Here is a 16,738-nt window from a genome sequence, read left to right on the forward strand (position 1 = left end):
CTGTTGAAACGCCCTAATGGAACAAAATCAGCCCCTTCGCTTCTTCAATCGAGGCCCCTCTCCTGCCGTCCGGCTGGTGTTTTTCGCGCTCCTATCGTTACTGTTAGTATTCGTGGATGTGCGATATCGATACTTGGAATCCATTCGTAGCGGTCTTTCAATCGTGGTGTACCCTCTTCAACGGTTAGTGGCGGCACCCAGTAAACTGTGGCATGAGGTTGATGATTTCTTTTCCTCCCATAACAGCTTGATTCGCAATAATGTTGAATTGCGCCATCAACACACTTTAGATAGCGCAAAGTTGCTACAGTTGGAAGTGTTGAAGGGGGAAAATCAGCACTTGCGTACCCTTCTTAAGGTGCAGCAGCGCGCCGATTACCCAATGCAGCTAGCCGAAATAATGTATGTCGCACGAGACATTTTTAATCGCAAAATATTACTGGACAAGGGCACACAAGCAAATGTGCTAGCCGGGCAAATAGTGATGGATGATAGCGGTATCGTCGGACAGGTTACACGTGTTTATCCTTGGATGAGCGAGGTCACGTTAATTACTGATAAGGATCATTCCGTGCCCGTGCAAGTGCTGCGCAACGGCTTGCGCGCAGTGGTATTCGGCTCTGGTGATGCCGGTGAGCTGGCGCTGAGCTATTTGCCCGTTAGTTCTGACATTCAAAATGGTGATGTGTTGGTCACTTCCGGCATTGATGGCACTTATCCACCTGGTTTGCCGGTGGCCAAAATAATCCATGTTGAGCACGATCCCGCCTATCCTTTTGCGCGCATTCTGTGTGCCCCGATTGCGGGGGTGGACAAGAGGCGCCAACTGTTGATTTTGTCCGCATTACTGAAATTTCCGGAGCGTCCGGAAGGCGAGGAATCTGCAACTGACACTCCTGAAAATGGCGAACGGAGGGGGCAGTGAGTGATCGCATTCAACAAGATCAGGAATTCCAGTTGCCTGTCAATCGTGTTTTTATCGCGGCTAGCTTACTTGTTGCGTTGTTGCTAAATTGGTTGCCATGGCAAGGTATCTGGCTGGCGTTCCGCCCAGATTTTGTCGCGCTTGTATTGCTCTACTGGTGCATGCACAAACCCTACCATGTTGGTATTAGCATTGCGTGGACGGTAGGCATACTTGCCGACGTGGCGGATGCAAGTCTCTTTGGGCAGCATGCACTGGCATATTCAGTATTAGCTTTTAGCGGCATCGTGTTTTATCGTCGAATACTGATGTTCAATTTACACCAGCAGGCTTTGCAAATTTTCCCGTTGTTTTTGCTTGCATATACGGTGTATGCCGTGGTGCATTGGCAGTTGCACGGCAATATTCCATGGGAATACTTCATTGGTAGTGTAGTTTCAGCCTTGTTATGGGCACCAATAACCATATTGTTGCAAGCTTTGCGTCGACCCCGTGCAGCTCCGGACCAGACATGAATCGTCACATTGCATTTAAAGACACTCAACGAGAAATCCATAATTTTCGGCTGCGTTTAGCACTAAGCATCGGGTTTGTGCTACTGCTACTGTCAATACTGCTGGCGCGTTTTGTTTATTTGCAGGTGGTTCAACAGAACCACTATCAAACTCTAGCAGAGAAAAATCGAATTTCCATCATGCCCATTGCGCCCAGCCGCGGCCTGATATTCGACCGCAACGGCGTGATTCTGGCTCAGAATTATTCCGCTTATACTTTAGAGATAACCTCAAGCAAAGTAGCCGATCTGAAGACAACAATTGATGAACTTGCAAAGTTAATTGATATCCAGCCCAGAGATCGCAAGCGATTTAAGAGATTGCTGGCCAATAACCGTAAATTTGAGAGTTTGCCAATACGCAGCCGTCTCACGGATGGAGAGGTGGCACGCTTCTCTGTACAACGCTATCGTTTTCCCGGCGTGGAACTTAAGGCGCGCTTGTTCCGTGAATATCCGTACCACGAGCAGATTTCTCATTTGCTTGGTTACGTCGGTCGAATTAATGAGCGCGACATTGCGCAACTGGAGAAAGATGAAATTGATGCTAATTATCGTGGCTCGGACTACATAGGCAGGACTGGCATCGAGCAGAGTTACGAGAGAGAACTGCATGGTAAAACCGGCTTTCAACAGGTGGAAGTCGATGCGGATGGGCGTGAAGTGCGAGTGCTGTCGCGCACCCCTCCTGTATCGGGCAGCAACTTAATACTAACGATAGATGCCAAATTACAGGAAGTCGCCGAGCAGGCATTTGGAAATTATCGAGGGGCGTTAGTCGCTATAGATCCAAGTAATGGGGAGGTACTGGCCTTTGTCAGCAAGCCGGGTTACGATCCAAACCTATTCATTGAAGGTATCGATCAACAGAGTTGGGATGAACTGAACAACTCGCCTGATCTCCCGCTCAATAACCGCGCATTGCGTGGCCAATATCCACCAGGCTCTACAATCAAACCGTTTATGGCATTAGCTGGGCTGCATTACAACATGCGCACACCTGGCTACACTATTAGTGACCCAGGTTATTTCACGCTGCCTGGCAGTAGTCGACGATACCGCGATTGGAAAAAGGCAGGACATGGCAACGTTGACTTGTTTAAATCCATAGTAGTGTCATGTGATACTTATTATTACGGGCTTGCCACCGAATTGGGAATAGACAGTATACATAGCTTTTTTTCGGAGTTCGGGTTTGGTAAGAAAACCGGTATTGATATGAAAGGTGAAGTTTCCGGTTTGATGCCATCACAGGAGTGGAAGCAGAAACGTCACAAAAAAAAGTGGTATGTCGGCGACACAGTTTCGGTTGGTGTCGGTCAGGGCTACAGTTTGGTTACGCCGTTGCAATTGGCCTATGCTACTGCGACATTAGCCAATGACGGGGTAGCCTATCGACCGCATCTGTTGAAGGAGGTGCAAAGTTCGCACACAAGTGAAAAACAGATACTGGGGGCGAATATAGATTTCAGCCTCAACCTCAATTCGGAGCATTTCGCGCTGGTGAAAAGCGCTATGGTGGCAGTGACACAGACTGGGGGCACCGCTGCGATGGCGGGCGCGGGTGCATCCTACGCATTCGCCGGAAAAACCGGTACGGCGCAGGTCATAGGGATTAAGCAGGGCGAAGAATACATCGAGAGCAAAGTTCAAAAACGGTATCGTGACCACGCTTGGTTTATGGCTTTTGCGCCTTTCGATCAGCCCAAGATCGCGCTAGCTGTGCTTGTTGAAAACGGCGGACATGGCGGCTCTATCGCTGCGCCGATTGCGCGTAAGGTTTTTGACTACTTCCTGCTTGGTAAGATGGCTCAGCCCCTGCTTAAAATGGATGAGGGCGAAGAAGGGATAGAAAATGATTAGGCGACGTTTATATCAAAGCTTCGTCGTGCACCTTGACCCCGTTCTGTTGGCTTTGCTTGGATTGCTTCTGTTGATTAGCTTGGCGGTGATATATAGCGCCAGTGGCGGCAACTGGTCCCGTGTATCGGCGCAAATGACAAGTATGCTGGTGGCTTGCGTCGCACTATGGATAGTGGCCAATATGCCACTGCATTATCTAATGCGGGCCGCCGTGCCTGCTTACCTGCTAGGTATGGTGCTGCTGATCGCAGTGGCATTTTTCGGAGAAATTACGAACGGTGCTCGGCGCTGGTTAAATGTTGGGGTGACGACCATTCAGCCTTCTGAATTGATGAGGATCGCTGTGCCGTTGATGATGGCTTGGTATTTTGAAAAGCACGAAGCCATGCTGACTTTAAAAAATTATTTCGTCGCAACCTTGCTGTTACTGTTGCCGGTGGTGTTAATTGCGCGCCAGCCAGATTTGGGTACGTCGATTATGATTGCCGCAAGCGGGTTTTATGTACTATTCCTTGCCGGTATATCCTGGCGAATCATGCTGACCTTCTTGGTAATTATAATGGCGAGTATGCCACTTGCTTGGTCCATGCTGCACGACTATCAGCGTCTCCGTATAATGATGCTGCTTGATCCGGCTCAGGATCCGCTGGGTAGGGGCTATCACACTATCCAGGCCATAATTGCGGTGGGTTCTGGCGGCATGTTTGGCAAGGGGTATCTCAATGGCACTCAGACTCACCTCGAATTTCTGCCTGAACGAACTACCGACTTCATTTTTGCGGTGTATTCGGAAGAGTTCGGTCTGCTCGGTAACTTGATACTGTTAAGCTTGTACCTGTTAGTCATTGCACGTGGCTTCGTCATTACCGCCAATGCTTCAACATACTTCACTCGCCTTATGGCCGGTAGTATTACACTCACTTTTTTCACTTATGTCTTCGTAAATATAGGCATGGTGAGCGGCATTCTTCCAGTTGTGGGTGTACCATTGCCACTCATTAGCCATGGCGGCACGTCTATGGTTATATTGTTGATTGGGTTTGGCATGTTGATGAGTATTCATACACATAAAAAATTGGTGCAAACTTGATGAGGTTAGATGGTAATAGTGGAATCCAATGGATTAAACTAAACAACGAGCTGATATTTCATAGTCTTGCAGTGTGAACCCAGTGCGTGATAAATATCCAAAGCGGGTCTGTTTTCGCTGATGGTTGAAAAACATCAAAGGCCCCGGTTGTCACTTGGAGTGCCCCATTCTGCTTGCAACGAAGCCCCAGTTTTTGCGGACAAATGATGAGGCGATCCTGGATAAGGCGTCGACCACATACCACTTGAATAACAAGTGCGCGGCCTCGCTTCGTAGATGGATTGCGCTATACTTCACAAATTAATTCTTTCCTGCATCAAAATAGGGACATGTTTAATCATCAAAATATAAATAGGGGGTTTTGCAAGTGAATAAAACAACAGGACTGATACTTTGTGCAGTAATCATCCTCACCGCATGTGGTAGCGTACCTCCACGCAAGGAAGAAATGCGCAGCACACCTGCTCCCGTAATCGAAGCACAAGCCACTTCGGCTACCCCGACTGACGAACCCAAACGTGGCGGATATTTGGAGGGCGACAGCCCAGGTACTGATGTGCCCGCCAATTTGGATGACACCCCCAATGCAGTGCCACGTGTTGAGCCGTTGCACCGTTTTGCTAACAGCCCATATACCGCTTTAGGAAAGACGTACACACCTTTAACTACGGTTGGTAAATTTGAAGAGCGAGGCATTGCTTCTTGGTATGGTAAGAAATTCCATGGTAAGCGCACCGCTAGCGGGGAAATATATGATATGTATGGTATGACTGCCGCTCACCCTACATTGCCAGTGCCCAGTTATGCACGCGTAACTAACCTTAGCAACAAAAAATCGGTCGTGGTGCGTGTAAATGACCGAGGTCCATTTCTGCGTGAACGTGTCATTGATCTTTCATATGTCGCCGCACATAAACTTGGCATTGTAAATAACGGCAGTGCTGAAGTGCTGGTGGAATCAGAAAGCGTGATGGCGGACAATAATATTCAGCCTATAGAAATATCGGATTCAGTAGTTGTTACTCCCTTGAAGCCCGCAACTGCACTATCTGTTTCAAACGAACCGGCAGCGAGCGGCAATGTGTATTTGCAATTGGGTGCCTTCAAGTCACAGCAAGGCGCAGAAAGTTTTCTTGAGCGTATGAATGTTGAATTTGAGGGTAGCGGTAAACGCGTCGAGCTGTATCATGGGGGAGATGATATGGTGCGCGTGCATATTGGTTCCTACGCTACACAGGATGAGGCGCGCGCGATCGCAGATAGGTTGCAACCGCGACTAGGTTTCAAACCTTTTGTGGTTCTTCATTGAGTCAGGGGCGAAATAGAATATTGAGAGTGCCGATTATTGCTTGTTAATGAATAGATTGCATTTTTGGTAATGACTCGCCCCCTAATATAAATTTAAAGAACACTTGATAGCCTTTTGAGTGTCTATAGCTCGCAATTCGCCCCTTACTTATGGGTATCTTTGAAAATCGCAATTTTGCAAGCAGCCGCTTTGCGGCTATGCGTTGCATAGAAAATTGAATTTTAGAGACGCCCTGATGTTTTCCCAAAGCAAGGCGGTTAAGGTTGCGGATACCACTTCTGGCATCAGTGTGCGAGCTGGTTTCGATGTGGCGAACTGCACGGGCTATATAGGGTAGTTGCAGAGAGTTATATTTCTATGTCAGTATTCTGATGGCATAGATAATGGCAATTATAGCCAAGCCTTGGCGTGTAACTTTGCTTTTTCCATTTTGATCACCTTGCCTCGCATAATGCCCGACTCGGCAAATCTATTCAGGCTCATTTCATATTTGGAAGCTGCTAGTACTTGTCCAAAAGGTGGATGAAGGGTAATATAACCACATGAAAAAAATTATCGTAGTATCGACAGCTTTACTGTTAAGTTTGAATGTCGCGTGGGCAGATTTGCCGGAAAATGATGTTTCACCAAGCAGCGCACCAGAAAAATTACCCCCTGGTTACATCATTAATGGCGGGCTCACTTGGGCACCCATTACAGAAACCGCCGTTAACTTTGCTGAGGCTAAGAATATTTGCTCTTCATCCACGGCGCTGGGGTACGAATGGCGCCTGCCAACTAAAGACGAGTTAGTCGCACTCACTCGTTATGATGGAAGTGTGTTAGGTGTTCGTAGTCATATTGCTTACCGTCATCTCAATAAACCTTCAATGCTACGTGAACAGGGTTGGACATTGCACGACGTTTGGTCATCCACGCCCGGTACTATTGCTGGCCTCCAGATTATCGTCAATTTGGAAGGCGGCATTGCTAACTACGGTGATATAAACGGCATCAGCCACGTGACTTGTGTTAAGTAGATTGGTCAGTCAGCAGGCTTCATGATAATGAACCTGTCTCGCTCCTCTGCCAGCTGACGCGAGAACCTGATCTTAAATAAAGAGATGGTTTGTTTATAATTAGCCACGTTTGTTGGAGATTCTACATCATTTGCAAGTGTTTGAATAGTCGCTAATTATCACCTCCAAAATAGCTGTAGGACGTTAGATTTTCGGAAGCCCAAGCAAACAAATGCCAAGCTGATCAATGCGCAGCTTCCCAGTTCTCGCCTTCTCCCAGCCCAATTTCAAGTGGCACTTTCAACTCGGCCACGTGACACATTAGCCCAGGCAAACTTTCTTTTACTAACGTCAGTTCACTCTCCGGCACTTCGAGCACAAGTTCATCATGAACTTGCATGATAAGTTGAGTATGCATCTGCTTGCGCTCTATCCAATTTTGTACTGCGGCCATTGCCAGCTTGATTAAATCTGCAGCGGTGCCCTGCATGGGCGCATTAATGGCAGCGCGTTCAGCGGCTTGCCGGCGCATTCCGTTGCCACCGTTAATTTCTGGCAGCCACAATCTGCGCCCGAACACCGTCTCCACATAGCCTTGCTGCTTTGCCTGCAGGCGCGTGCGCTGCATATAATCGGCTACGCCGGGGTAGCGCATGAAATAGAGATCAATATATTTCTTCGCAGCGCTACGCTCGATATTAAGTTGTGATGCCAAACCGAATGCAGACATGCCGTAGATAAGGCCGAAGTTGATAACCTTGGCATAACGCCGTTGCTCATTGCTCACGGCATCTAGTGGGACAGCAAAAACTTCTGCTGCAGTGGCGCAATGGATATCCTCGGCATTCGTAAATGCCTTGAGCAAACCTTGGTCACCGGACAGGTGTGCCATGATGCGTAATTCGACTTGTGAATAGTCGGCCGAGACGATGCGGCTACCGGGCGGCGCGATGAACGCTTCGCGAATGCGGCGACCTTCCGCGGTGCGCACAGGGATATTTTGTAAGTTTGGGTCGCTGGAAGCTAATCGTCCTGTCACAGCCACAGCCTGTGAGTAACTGGTATGCACGCGCCCAGTTTTGATATTCACCATCTGCGGCAGCTTGTCGGTGTACGTGGATTTTAGTTTTGCCATGCCACGATATTCGAGCAGAAGTTTGGGAAGCGGGTAGTCCAGTGCTAGTTCCTGCAATACATCTTCGTCCGTGGAGGGTGTACCGCTGGGCGTTTTTTTCTTGACAGGCAGGCCGAGTTTATCGAACAGGATTTCCTGGATTTGTTTGGGCGAGTTGAGGTTAAATGGTTGCCCCGCCGCCGCGTATGCCTGCGTTTCAATGTTAACGAGTTTCTCGCCCAGTTCGAGGCTCTGCCCCGCCAGCTTGACGCTGTCTATCAATACGCCATTGCGCTCCATGATATATAGCACTTGTCGTGCGGGTAGTTCAATATTGCGGTACACCGCATCCAGCCTGCCTTGCTCCTTGATCTGCGAAATGAGTGCTTGATGCAGTTGCAGTGTGATGTCGGCATTCGCAGTTGCGTAATGTGCAGCGGTTGCGAAATCCACTTGATCGAAACTAATTTGTTTTGCGCCCTTGCCTACGACTTCGGCATAGCTGGTGACCTTCACGCCGAGATGTCGCAGCGCAAGGCTTTCCAAATCGTGCGGCTTGTGGCTTTCCAGCACATACGATTGCAGCAATGTATCCTCGGTGATTCCCGCAAGCTGAATAGCATGGTTGGCAAAGATGTGCTGATGATATTTGAGATTTTGTCCCAGTTTTTTTTGTTGTGCGTTTTCTAGCCACGGCTTGAGTTTTAATAGCACATGCTCACAGTTTAGTTGATCCGGTGTTCCAGGATAGCGGTGCGCCAGTGGCAGGTAGGCCGCGTGATGGGGTTGGATAGCAAATGAGATACCCACTAGTTGTGCGTTCATCATGTCCAGAGCAGTGGTTTCGATATTCATGCTCACCAATTCGGCCTGCTGGATTTTTTCCAGCCAGGTGTCAAGTTGCGCTTCGGTCAAGATGGTTTCGTAATGCACTGGGGCCGGCACAAGTGCTTCTTCAGCAAACAGGTTGGCTTGCCGCCTCCCCTCCTCTTCCCCAACTTGATTTGCTGAAGGCGAAAGTGGGGCAGTAGAAAGTTCGCGTAGCCAATTTTTGAAACCACAATGTTCAAACATGCTGCGCAGTCGCGCGTTGTCCTGTGGTGGCGCCTCCAGTTCATCAAAGTGAACAGGTAATTCAACGTCACACTTTACGGTAATTAGCACGCGGCCTTGTGGCAACCAGTCCAGCGCATTACGCAGATTGTTGCCCACCACCCCGGAAATTTCGTGCGCATGTGCCATTAAATTATCCAGCGTGCCATATTGCTTTAGCCATTTGACAGCAGTTTTGGGGCCTACCTTAGGTACACCCGGCACGTTATCTACTGTGTCGCCGACCAGGGTAAGGTAATCTACGATATGTTCCGGCGACAAACCAAATTTAGCTAGTACACCCGCTTCGTCCAGTGTTTCATTGCTCATGGTATTAACCAGTTTAACTTGACTATTTACTAGTTGCGTGAGGTCTTTATCGCCAGTGGAAATGATGCAGCGTGCACCACCTACTGTTGCCTGCTGTGCCAGCGTACCGATCACATCGTCTGCCTCCACGCCGTCAATCATCAGGATATTCCAGCCAAAGGCGGTGATAAGCTGATGCAGTGGTGCAATTTGCGCGGCAAGAGCCTCTGGCATTGCAAGGCGATGCGCTTTGTAATCGGCATATAAGTCGTCGCGGAAGGTTTTGCCTTTGGCGTCGAATACGCAGGCGCTATAATCCGCCGGGTAGTCGGCGCGCAGGCGACGTAACATGTTAAGCACACCGTAAATAGCTCCAGTGGGCTCGTCATGTGGGCTACGTAAGTCAGGCATTGCATGAAATGCGCGATAAAGATAAGACGATCCATCAACCAGTAGCAATGTTTTCATTTTTTGTAAAAGGGTCTTCAATTATGAGCAATCAGTCCAAACTGCCTTCTTCGAAATTGCCGGAAGTATGGAATTCAAAAGAGGCATGGCGCGTGTTCGGCATTATGTCAGAATTCGTCTCGGCTACTGACCGACTAAATGTCATCCAGCCGGCCGTCAGCGTTTTCGGTAGCGCACGCACAAAGCCAACTCATCCATATTACAAAAAATCTGAAGAAATTGCGCGACTGCTATCCGATGCAGGTTTTTCCGTTATTTCGGGCGGAGGACCCGGCGTTATGGAAGCGGCCAACAAGGGCGCTTTTTATGGCAAGTCACCAAGTGTCGGGTTGAACATCCAATTGCCGCATGAGCAGCACAACAATCCCTACCAAAATATCAGCCAGACTTTCCAGCACTTTTTTGTGCGCAAAGTTATGTTTGTTAAATTTGCCAGTGCCTATGTGGTCATGCCTGGCGGCTTTGGCACGCTAGACGAGTTGATGGAAGCGCTGACTTTAGTTCAAACCGGCAAAACTAGACGCATACCCATCATTCTAGTGGGCAGTGAATTTTGGCGCGGCATGCTGGACTGGTTTAAGCAAACATTACTTTCCGAGGGCATGATCAACCCACAGGATTTGGATTTGATTCAGTTGACCGACAGTTCTGAAGAGGTGGTAAGCGCCATTTTCAATTATTATGAGACCCGTGGTTTCGAACTTTCTGAGGCTGAACGTGAAATGCAGTTGAATCTATGATTGACACTAAAAAAGAATGAGGCACAAAAAATGGGACGTTTTAAGAAGTCTTTTCCTTGCTTATCGGCTAGAATGCGGCCATGGAAAATCTCCGAGTGAATATGATACACCTGATTATCACCTTGATCCTGAGCGGCCTGTTCAGCACAGTCTTCGCTGCTCAGCTGCCCGGGTTGCAGCCGCTGCCACCGCCGCCTCCGCTTGATGATAACTCCTATGATGCAAATTCGTTACCGTTGCCACTCCAGTCGCCCAAGCTGCCCATCGATGACCGTGCGCAGGACGTTACTTTGGGACAGGAAGTTACCACCATCAAGACGACTGAACAGACCGTAGAAGAATATCGCGTTGGTGGGAGGCTTTATATGATCAAGGTTATTCCGAAAGTTGGACTCCCCTATTATTTGGTGGATGATAGTGGTGATGGTACGTTTTCACATTATCAAAATCTGGGTCCTGGTTCTGTTCCACCACGCTGGATTATTCATAGATTCTGATTCGAGTTCCGAAATATGGCTGTTTTTACCCGTGTCACTGAGTCAGAGCTTACCTCTTGGCTGGACGATTATTCGTTAGGCCAATTGCTGGAATTACAAGGCGTTGCCTCGGGTATCGAGAATACCAACTACTTTGTTACAACCAGCAGTGGGCGCTTCGTGCTGACGCTGTTTGAGAAGCTTGTTGCCAGCGAATTGTCCTTCTACCTCAATTTGATGGCTCATTTGGCAAATCACGGCATTCCTTGTCCCAGTCCAGTGGCCAATCGACATAGTCAATTTTTGAGCGAATTGAATGGTAAGCCTGCGTGCATTGTCAGCCGTTTGCCAGGCAAATCGTTGATGAATCCAGAATTGGTCCACTGTGCAGCCATAGGCGAAATGTTGGGCCGATTACACAATGCAGCACTAAGCTTTGCGGAAACCATGCCTAACGCACATGATGCAATTTGGCGTGCGCGTGCAGCGCAGCAGGTAACACCGTTTCTATCACCGCAGGACGCTGCGTTACTGGAAAGCGAAGTAGCATTCCACAAGGAACGCACGCTTGCCGCGCTGCCGCAAGGTGTGATTCACGCTGACCTATTCCGCGACAACGTACTGCTTGATGGTGCGCGTATCGGCGGCCTGATCGATTTCTATTTCGCTTGTAATGGCAGTCTTTTATACGATGTAGCCATCACCGTTAATGATTGGTGCATGGGCGAAGACAGTGTTCTTGACAAGACACGCACTCAAGCCCTGTTGCAGGCCTACCATGTGGTACGACCTATGCATAAGGACGAACATATTGCATGGCCAATTGCTTTACGTGCAGCAGCATTGCGTTTCTGGTTATCGCGTTTGTACGACAGGCACTTGCCACGTGCAAATGAGCTGATACACGCGCACAACCCAGATCAATTTAAATGCATTCTGCAACGGCACATCGCCGCTAACAGTAATGTTATTTGGCTATAGCGAGGCAAAAAATGGAGGCACGAAAAGTAAATATTGCTAATGGCTGGCTATGGATAAAGCAGGGGTACTGGTTGTTCAAAAAAAGTCCGGTACTGTGGGTGACTCTTGCAGTAACTGGCGTAGTAGGGCTTCTCGGCATTTCTACCATCCCGGTAATCGGCGACCCCTTCGCCACACTCCTGTTTCCAATTCTGCTCGCTGGCTATATGTTTGGTTGCCGTGCGCTGGAGCATGATGAAGAACTGGAGCTGTCGCATTTGTTTGCTGGGTTTCACAACAATACTTCGCAATTGGTCACATTAGGCGGCATCAGCTTGATTAGCCAAATGCTGATATTAGGCGTGATGATGCTAACTGGCGGCGCTAACCTGGTAAGTATCTTGATGAGCGGCCAGCCGGTGGAAAACCCAGAAATATTAGCTCAAGCCGCTGCGGGCGCGGGCATGTCAATGATGTTAAGCATGGCATTGTTCAGTATATTACTTATGGCGATGCAGTTTGCTCCAATGCTGATAATTTTTGACAAAATGTCGCCCATTGACGCGTTGAAGGCCAGTTTACTAGGCTGTCTACGCAACATCCTCCCACTGTCTTTGTATGGTGCAATGATGTTCCTTTTCATTATGATCGCTTCCATGCCAATGATGCTAGGCTGGCTAATTCTGCTGCCAGTGATGCTTAGCTCAATGTATGCTATCTATCGTGATTTATTTCCAACGCCAACAGAGATAGCTATGGCTCTCGAGAGTGAAGTAATCACACCTGGCCAGTAGCAACGCAGTTATTGATTCGGCTTATAATAAAAGTTGATCCAACAATCCAGCCAGCTTAAATAAACCGCATGGTCATCCAGTTCGACCAGCACCCATTGTGGTATTGGTGGCGTTACACATACACAACAAAAACAGCATATTTTTTAGCTGAACAGGCATTGCTGATCTGAATCGGGTGTTATATCACGCACAATGTAGTGCGGTTAATATTTTTAAGAATGCGAAAATAGCTGAGAATCTTCAGACGTTCCTCCTGCGTCCACACAGTCCTTTTCTAAATCTATTTTTAACTTTAGATTCAAGGCAAGAGAATCGAAGACATTCATGTTGTACCCGCCGCTGCTCTGCAAATAAAGCACTCGATATTTGCTGAAAGAAATCATCGTTTGTGCAGTCTAATTGCCGATACTATCGTCGCATAACAAATTTCGTAAACGGTGGTGCACTGCGCCAGTTAATCGGCAATATTGATAATCGACCTTGCCTGCTTGAAGAAAATGCTTAACACCACTAAGTGGACAGAATTCTGAGGGTGAAAAATAGCGGAAAGCTGTATGTGTTTGTAGCGCACATATGGCTGCATGAGGGAGGGCAAGGGAGAGCCTGTTCACTAATTCTAACTTTTTCTCCTCACCATTTTTATAGCGGTTTAATTCTACGAAATCGAGATTGTTAAGAAAATTTATAAACGTTCGGGTTGATGAGCCAATAGAACAGGCTATAATAACTTTTTTATTAGTATTTCAACTACGACAAACTCATGCCAAACGACGACAAACTCACACCTAGTAACGACAAACCTATACCTGCTGTCAGCAAGCCATCGTCTAGCAAAGACATGCCCATGATTCCGATGAGCGACTGGGATCTCGATGACAACCCCCCCATGGTTCCTGATTATCCCGATGTTCCTAAGGCTCTTAACGAGAACCCCAATCTAGTTGCTGACCCCAGAAATTATCCAAAGAAAAAACCGGTCAAGCGTGAAACTCACCCTTCTGGGTGGACAGATATGTCACATATTTTGCCACCGGAAATACACCCCTTATATAAAAAAGCATGGCTTGGTGCGCTTGAACTGAATAACCGAGTGGTTATGGCGCCCATGACCCGCAGCAGGGCTGCGTTAGGCAACATACCAAATACCATAAATGCAACTTATTATTCTCAACGCTGTAGTGCTGGCCTGATGATTTCAGAACCGACTCAAGTTTCTGATCAAGGGATTGGTTATCCTGGCACTCCAGGCATATCCACGCGAGAACAAATTGATGGCTGGAAAGTTGTAACTGCCCACGTTGCCAGAACGGGGGGCAAGCTTTTTATGAACTTGACACATGTTGGTCGAATCTCACATCCATCGCTGCAGCCATTCCAAAGTGTGCCAATCGCTCCATCTGCTATTCAGCCGGCAGGAGAGGTTTTTACGCCAAAAGGAATGATGCCCTTCGTTGTCCCTCGTGCGCTAGAAGTTTCTGAGATGGCGAGTATCGCCGAGCAATATAGACAAGCTGCGCGTAATGCTGAAGACGCATGGCTAGACGGCATAGAAATAGATGCGGCGAATGGATATCTGCTCGACCAATTTTTGCGAGATAGTACGAATCAACGGACAGACGAGTACGGTGGTTCTATCGAGAATCGCAGCCGCTTACTGTTTGAAGTAATTCAGGCAGTATGCAGTGTGTATCCATCTCAAAAAGTTGGTGTCCGTCTGTCACCAGTCAATCCATTAAACGATATTTTCGACTCAACACCGCAAGAGACATTTGAATATGTAGTCGAACAGTTGAATCGTTTCGATCTGGCTTATATACATGTAGTTGAGGAGCATCCTTCGACATTCGATTTTCAGCGCTTACGAACCTTATTTAGAGGAAAATACATAGCTAATGGCGGTTACGATGCAGCGCGTGCCGAGGCTGCGATTGTTGAGAAGACCGCTGACTTTGTGTCATTCGGTGCTCTCTTCATTGCTAACCCAGATTTACCATTGCGGTTGCGGGAACGCAGAGATTACAACGCACCCGATATCGCAACGTTCTATGGCGGCGAAGCTGCTGGTTACATCGATTATCCATCGTTACCATATTAGAGCCACTGTGGTATGTAGAGCTATGTTTGGAAACAATAAGTAATTATTCTCCATGCAATGGAGTGGCTTTTAAATGTTGAGCTGCGAGTACTAAACAAACGTCTCTCATAACAGAAGAGCACTCAGGGTGGTTGGGAGTGCAAGGATGAAAACAGGGATTTTAAGACTTCAGCTTAACTTGGAAATTGACAATTTTACCAGCGCATAAATTCGATAACGACAAAAGCAAATTTTATTCTAAAAATAGTCATTGCTGCGGTAAAATTGATCGCTCTCTGTGCTGTTTATATGAGGGTTGCTTATACTTGGAGCTATTCAACTGGTGAACAAACTGGATATATTCAAAAATTTTCAAAAAAGAGATGGATATGTGAAACATGGGAGTGGTGAATTAAGTATGATGTTTCTTCCTGGGCAAGTGCCTGAGTAATTCTTGTTCACTGTAAGAGATGAGGCTGTTGCTGACAAGCTCAATTGAAGTCTCGGTGAAAAAGTGAGTCTCGATTACGATCAACACAAAGGACTTCCGACAACCTGTTTTGGTGATACAGAGTTTTTTGTTTCCGGAGTCAAAGCTATGGAGTAGTTTTAAATTGCCATTTGTTGTAGTGCATTATTAAAAGACCAAGCAATTTATAATGAGTGTCATTAGAAATTCCAGATTGTCCTTTGAGTTCAGGCTTCCAATGGACAATCTGGGAAAATAAATCAAAATCATTTTGAAGAGACTTATAGCCCAGCGTCAGCTCGCATGGCAGATGCCTTGTCTGTTGCCTCCCAAGTAAACTCTGGTTCTTCGCGGCCAAAGTGGCCGTATGCAGCAGTATTGGAATAAATTGGGCGCAATAAATCTAGCATTTTCACAATGCCTTTGGGCCGCAGGTCAAAATGTTTTGTTACCAATTCAGCAATCTTTTCATCAGAAATTTTACCCGTGCCATAACTGGAGACCCACACACTGGTGGGGAGAGCCACGCCAATTGCATAGGAAATCTGAATCAAGCACTTGCTGGCCAGACCAGCAGCTACGATATTCTTGGCAATATAACGGCCAGCGTAGGCCGCGGAACGGTCTACTTTAGACGGGTCCTTGCCGGAAAATGCCCCACCGCCATGCGGAGCAGAGCCACCATAAGTGTCCACAATAATCTTGCGTCCTGTCAGGCCGCAGTCGCCTTGTGGGCCTCCGATAACGAAACGGCCAGTAGGATTTACCAAATACTTAATGTCCCCTTTGATTAATTCCTTTGGTATTACGGGTTTGATAATGTCTTCAATTACGGCTTCACGAATGTTCTCTAGTGACATCTCAGGGGAATGCTGAGTAGATAGCACTATTGTGTCGATGGCATGTGGCTTGCCATCCACGTAACGAACGGTGACTTGCGCTTTAGCATCTGGACGTAGCCAATTAAGGCGGCCATCGCGTCGCAGTTGCGACTGGCGCTCAACTACTCGGTGTGCCAAATAAATCGGCAGCGGCATCAACGTTGGTGTTTCATCGCAAGCATAACCAAACATCAGGCCTTGATCGCCTGCACCCTGATCCATGTACTCATTAGATGAGCGATCAACACCTTGAGCGATGTCCGGACTTTGCTTGTCATAAGCAACAAGCACGGCACAACCTTTGTAATCTATGCCGTATTCGGTATTATCATAGCCGATGCGTTTGATGCAATCGCGCGCAACTTTGATATAGTCCACATTAGCGGTGGTTGTTATTTCACCAGCAAGCACTACGAGGCCGGTGTTTACTAATGTCTCAGCGGCTACTCGCGCATAGGGGTCTTGCGCTAGAATAGCATCTAAAATGGAATCGGAAATTTGATCCGCAACTTTGTCGGGATGACCCTCAGACACTGACTCGGATGTAAACAGAAATTCATTCATAACGCTCCTTTATATAGATAGAGTTGGTTGATAAAGTCGTTCATTATAGCATTAACTGG

General features: G+C 47.6%; 13 protein-coding genes. 11 read left to right on the forward strand and 2 right to left on the reverse strand.

The window, feature by feature from the left end:
• Positions 1–16: 16 nt before the first annotated feature.
• From mreC to MJ770_RS02410, 6 genes are all read left to right on the forward strand, one after another.
• Positions 17–925 carry a rod shape-determining protein MreC gene (mreC, locus tag MJ770_RS02385; RefSeq protein WP_239250009.1) on the forward strand — a complete coding sequence of 303 codons (909 nt, stop codon included), beginning with the start codon at positions 17–19 and terminating at the stop codon, positions 923–925.
• On the forward strand, positions 922–1,440 hold the full coding sequence (mreD, locus tag MJ770_RS02390) for a rod shape-determining protein MreD (RefSeq protein WP_239250010.1): 519 nt from the start codon (positions 922–924) through the stop codon (positions 1,438–1,440). Before mreC ends, mreD begins: the two co-directional genes overlap by 4 nt.
• Complete coding sequence (gene mrdA, locus MJ770_RS02395; protein WP_239250011.1) at positions 1,437–3,341, forward strand: penicillin-binding protein 2; 1,905 nt, start codon at positions 1,437–1,439, stop codon at positions 3,339–3,341. The genes mreD and mrdA overlap by 4 nt, the downstream gene beginning before the upstream one ends.
• Positions 3,334–4,431, forward strand: a complete 1,098-nt coding sequence (gene rodA, locus MJ770_RS02400) for a rod shape-determining protein RodA (RefSeq protein WP_239250012.1) — start codon at positions 3,334–3,336, stop codon at positions 4,429–4,431. Before mrdA ends, rodA begins: the two co-directional genes overlap by 8 nt.
• Before the next feature lie 367 nt (positions 4,432–4,798).
• Complete coding sequence (locus tag MJ770_RS02405; protein ID WP_239250013.1) at positions 4,799–5,740, forward strand: septal ring lytic transglycosylase RlpA family protein; 942 nt, start codon at positions 4,799–4,801, stop codon at positions 5,738–5,740.
• Positions 5,741–6,282: 542 nt separating this feature from the next.
• Positions 6,283–6,759, forward strand: a complete 477-nt coding sequence (locus MJ770_RS02410) for an Lcl domain-containing protein (protein WP_239250014.1) — start codon at positions 6,283–6,285, stop codon at positions 6,757–6,759.
• A 223-nt stretch (positions 6,760–6,982) separates the two neighbouring features.
• On the opposite strand, the gene polA is transcribed toward MJ770_RS02410, so the two are convergent.
• A complete protein-coding gene (gene polA, locus MJ770_RS02415) occupies positions 6,983–9,721 on the reverse strand; it encodes a DNA polymerase I (RefSeq protein ID WP_239250015.1) in 2,739 nt (912 codons plus the stop codon).
• A gap of 23 nt (positions 9,722–9,744) precedes the next feature.
• Here polA and MJ770_RS02420 point away from each other — a divergent pair, with 23 nt between their 5' ends.
• From MJ770_RS02420 to MJ770_RS02440, 5 genes are all read left to right on the forward strand, one after another.
• Positions 9,745–10,461 (forward strand): LOG family protein, encoded by a 717-nt coding sequence (locus tag MJ770_RS02420; RefSeq protein ID WP_239250016.1) that lies wholly within the window; start codon positions 9,745–9,747, stop codon positions 10,459–10,461.
• A gap of 80 nt (positions 10,462–10,541) precedes the next feature.
• Entirely contained in the window at positions 10,542–10,958 is a 417-nt protein-coding gene (locus tag MJ770_RS02425; RefSeq protein WP_239250017.1) for a DUF2782 domain-containing protein, read from the forward strand.
• A gap of 15 nt (positions 10,959–10,973) precedes the next feature.
• Positions 10,974–11,918, forward strand: a complete 945-nt coding sequence (locus MJ770_RS02430; protein ID WP_239250018.1) for a homoserine kinase — start codon at positions 10,974–10,976, stop codon at positions 11,916–11,918.
• An 11-nt stretch (positions 11,919–11,929) separates the two neighbouring features.
• The gene (locus MJ770_RS02435; protein ID WP_239250019.1) at positions 11,930–12,691 is read left to right on the forward strand and encodes a BPSS1780 family membrane protein; all 762 of its coding nucleotides are present in this window, start codon (positions 11,930–11,932) and stop codon (positions 12,689–12,691) included.
• 760 nt (positions 12,692–13,451) lie between these two features.
• Positions 13,452–14,786: an alkene reductase gene (locus MJ770_RS02440; RefSeq protein ID WP_320412211.1), complete on the forward strand. Its 1,335-nt coding sequence runs from the start codon at positions 13,452–13,454 to the stop codon at positions 14,784–14,786.
• Positions 14,787–15,515: 729 nt separating this feature from the next.
• Here MJ770_RS02440 and metK read toward each other — a convergent pair.
• Positions 15,516–16,679: a methionine adenosyltransferase gene (metK, locus tag MJ770_RS02445; protein ID WP_239250020.1), complete on the reverse strand. Its 1,164-nt coding sequence runs from the start codon at positions 16,677–16,679 to the stop codon at positions 15,516–15,518.
• Positions 16,680–16,738: the final 59 nt, after the last annotated feature.

It is taken from the genome of Candidatus Nitrotoga sp. M5, from assembly GCF_927904885.1.
GTDB lineage: Bacteria > Pseudomonadota > Gammaproteobacteria > Burkholderiales > Gallionellaceae > Nitrotoga.

Coding starts and splice junctions, on each gene's coding strand:
- MJ770_RS02430 (WP_239250018.1), top strand. CDS start 10,974: ATGGCTGTTTTTACCCGTGTCACTGAGTCAGAGCTTACCTCTTGGCTG.
- MJ770_RS02435 (WP_239250019.1), top strand. CDS start 11,930: ATGGAGGCACGAAAAGTAAATATTGCTAATGGCTGGCTATGGATAAAG.
- metK (WP_239250020.1), bottom strand. CDS start 16,679: ATGAATGAATTTCTGTTTACATCCGAGTCAGTGTCTGAGGGTCATCCC.
- MJ770_RS02425 (WP_239250017.1), top strand. CDS start 10,542: ATGGAAAATCTCCGAGTGAATATGATACACCTGATTATCACCTTGATC.
- rodA (WP_239250012.1), top strand. CDS start 3,334: ATGATTAGGCGACGTTTATATCAAAGCTTCGTCGTGCACCTTGACCCC.
- MJ770_RS02440 (WP_320412211.1), top strand. CDS start 13,452: ATGCCAAACGACGACAAACTCACACCTAGTAACGACAAACCTATACCT.
- MJ770_RS02420 (WP_239250016.1), top strand. CDS start 9,745: ATGAGCAATCAGTCCAAACTGCCTTCTTCGAAATTGCCGGAAGTATGG.
- MJ770_RS02410 (WP_239250014.1), top strand. CDS start 6,283: ATGAAAAAAATTATCGTAGTATCGACAGCTTTACTGTTAAGTTTGAAT.
- mrdA (WP_239250011.1), top strand. CDS start 1,437: ATGAATCGTCACATTGCATTTAAAGACACTCAACGAGAAATCCATAAT.
- mreC (WP_239250009.1), top strand. CDS start 17: ATGGAACAAAATCAGCCCCTTCGCTTCTTCAATCGAGGCCCCTCTCCT.
- polA (WP_239250015.1), bottom strand. CDS start 9,721: ATGAAAACATTGCTACTGGTTGATGGATCGTCTTATCTTTATCGCGCA.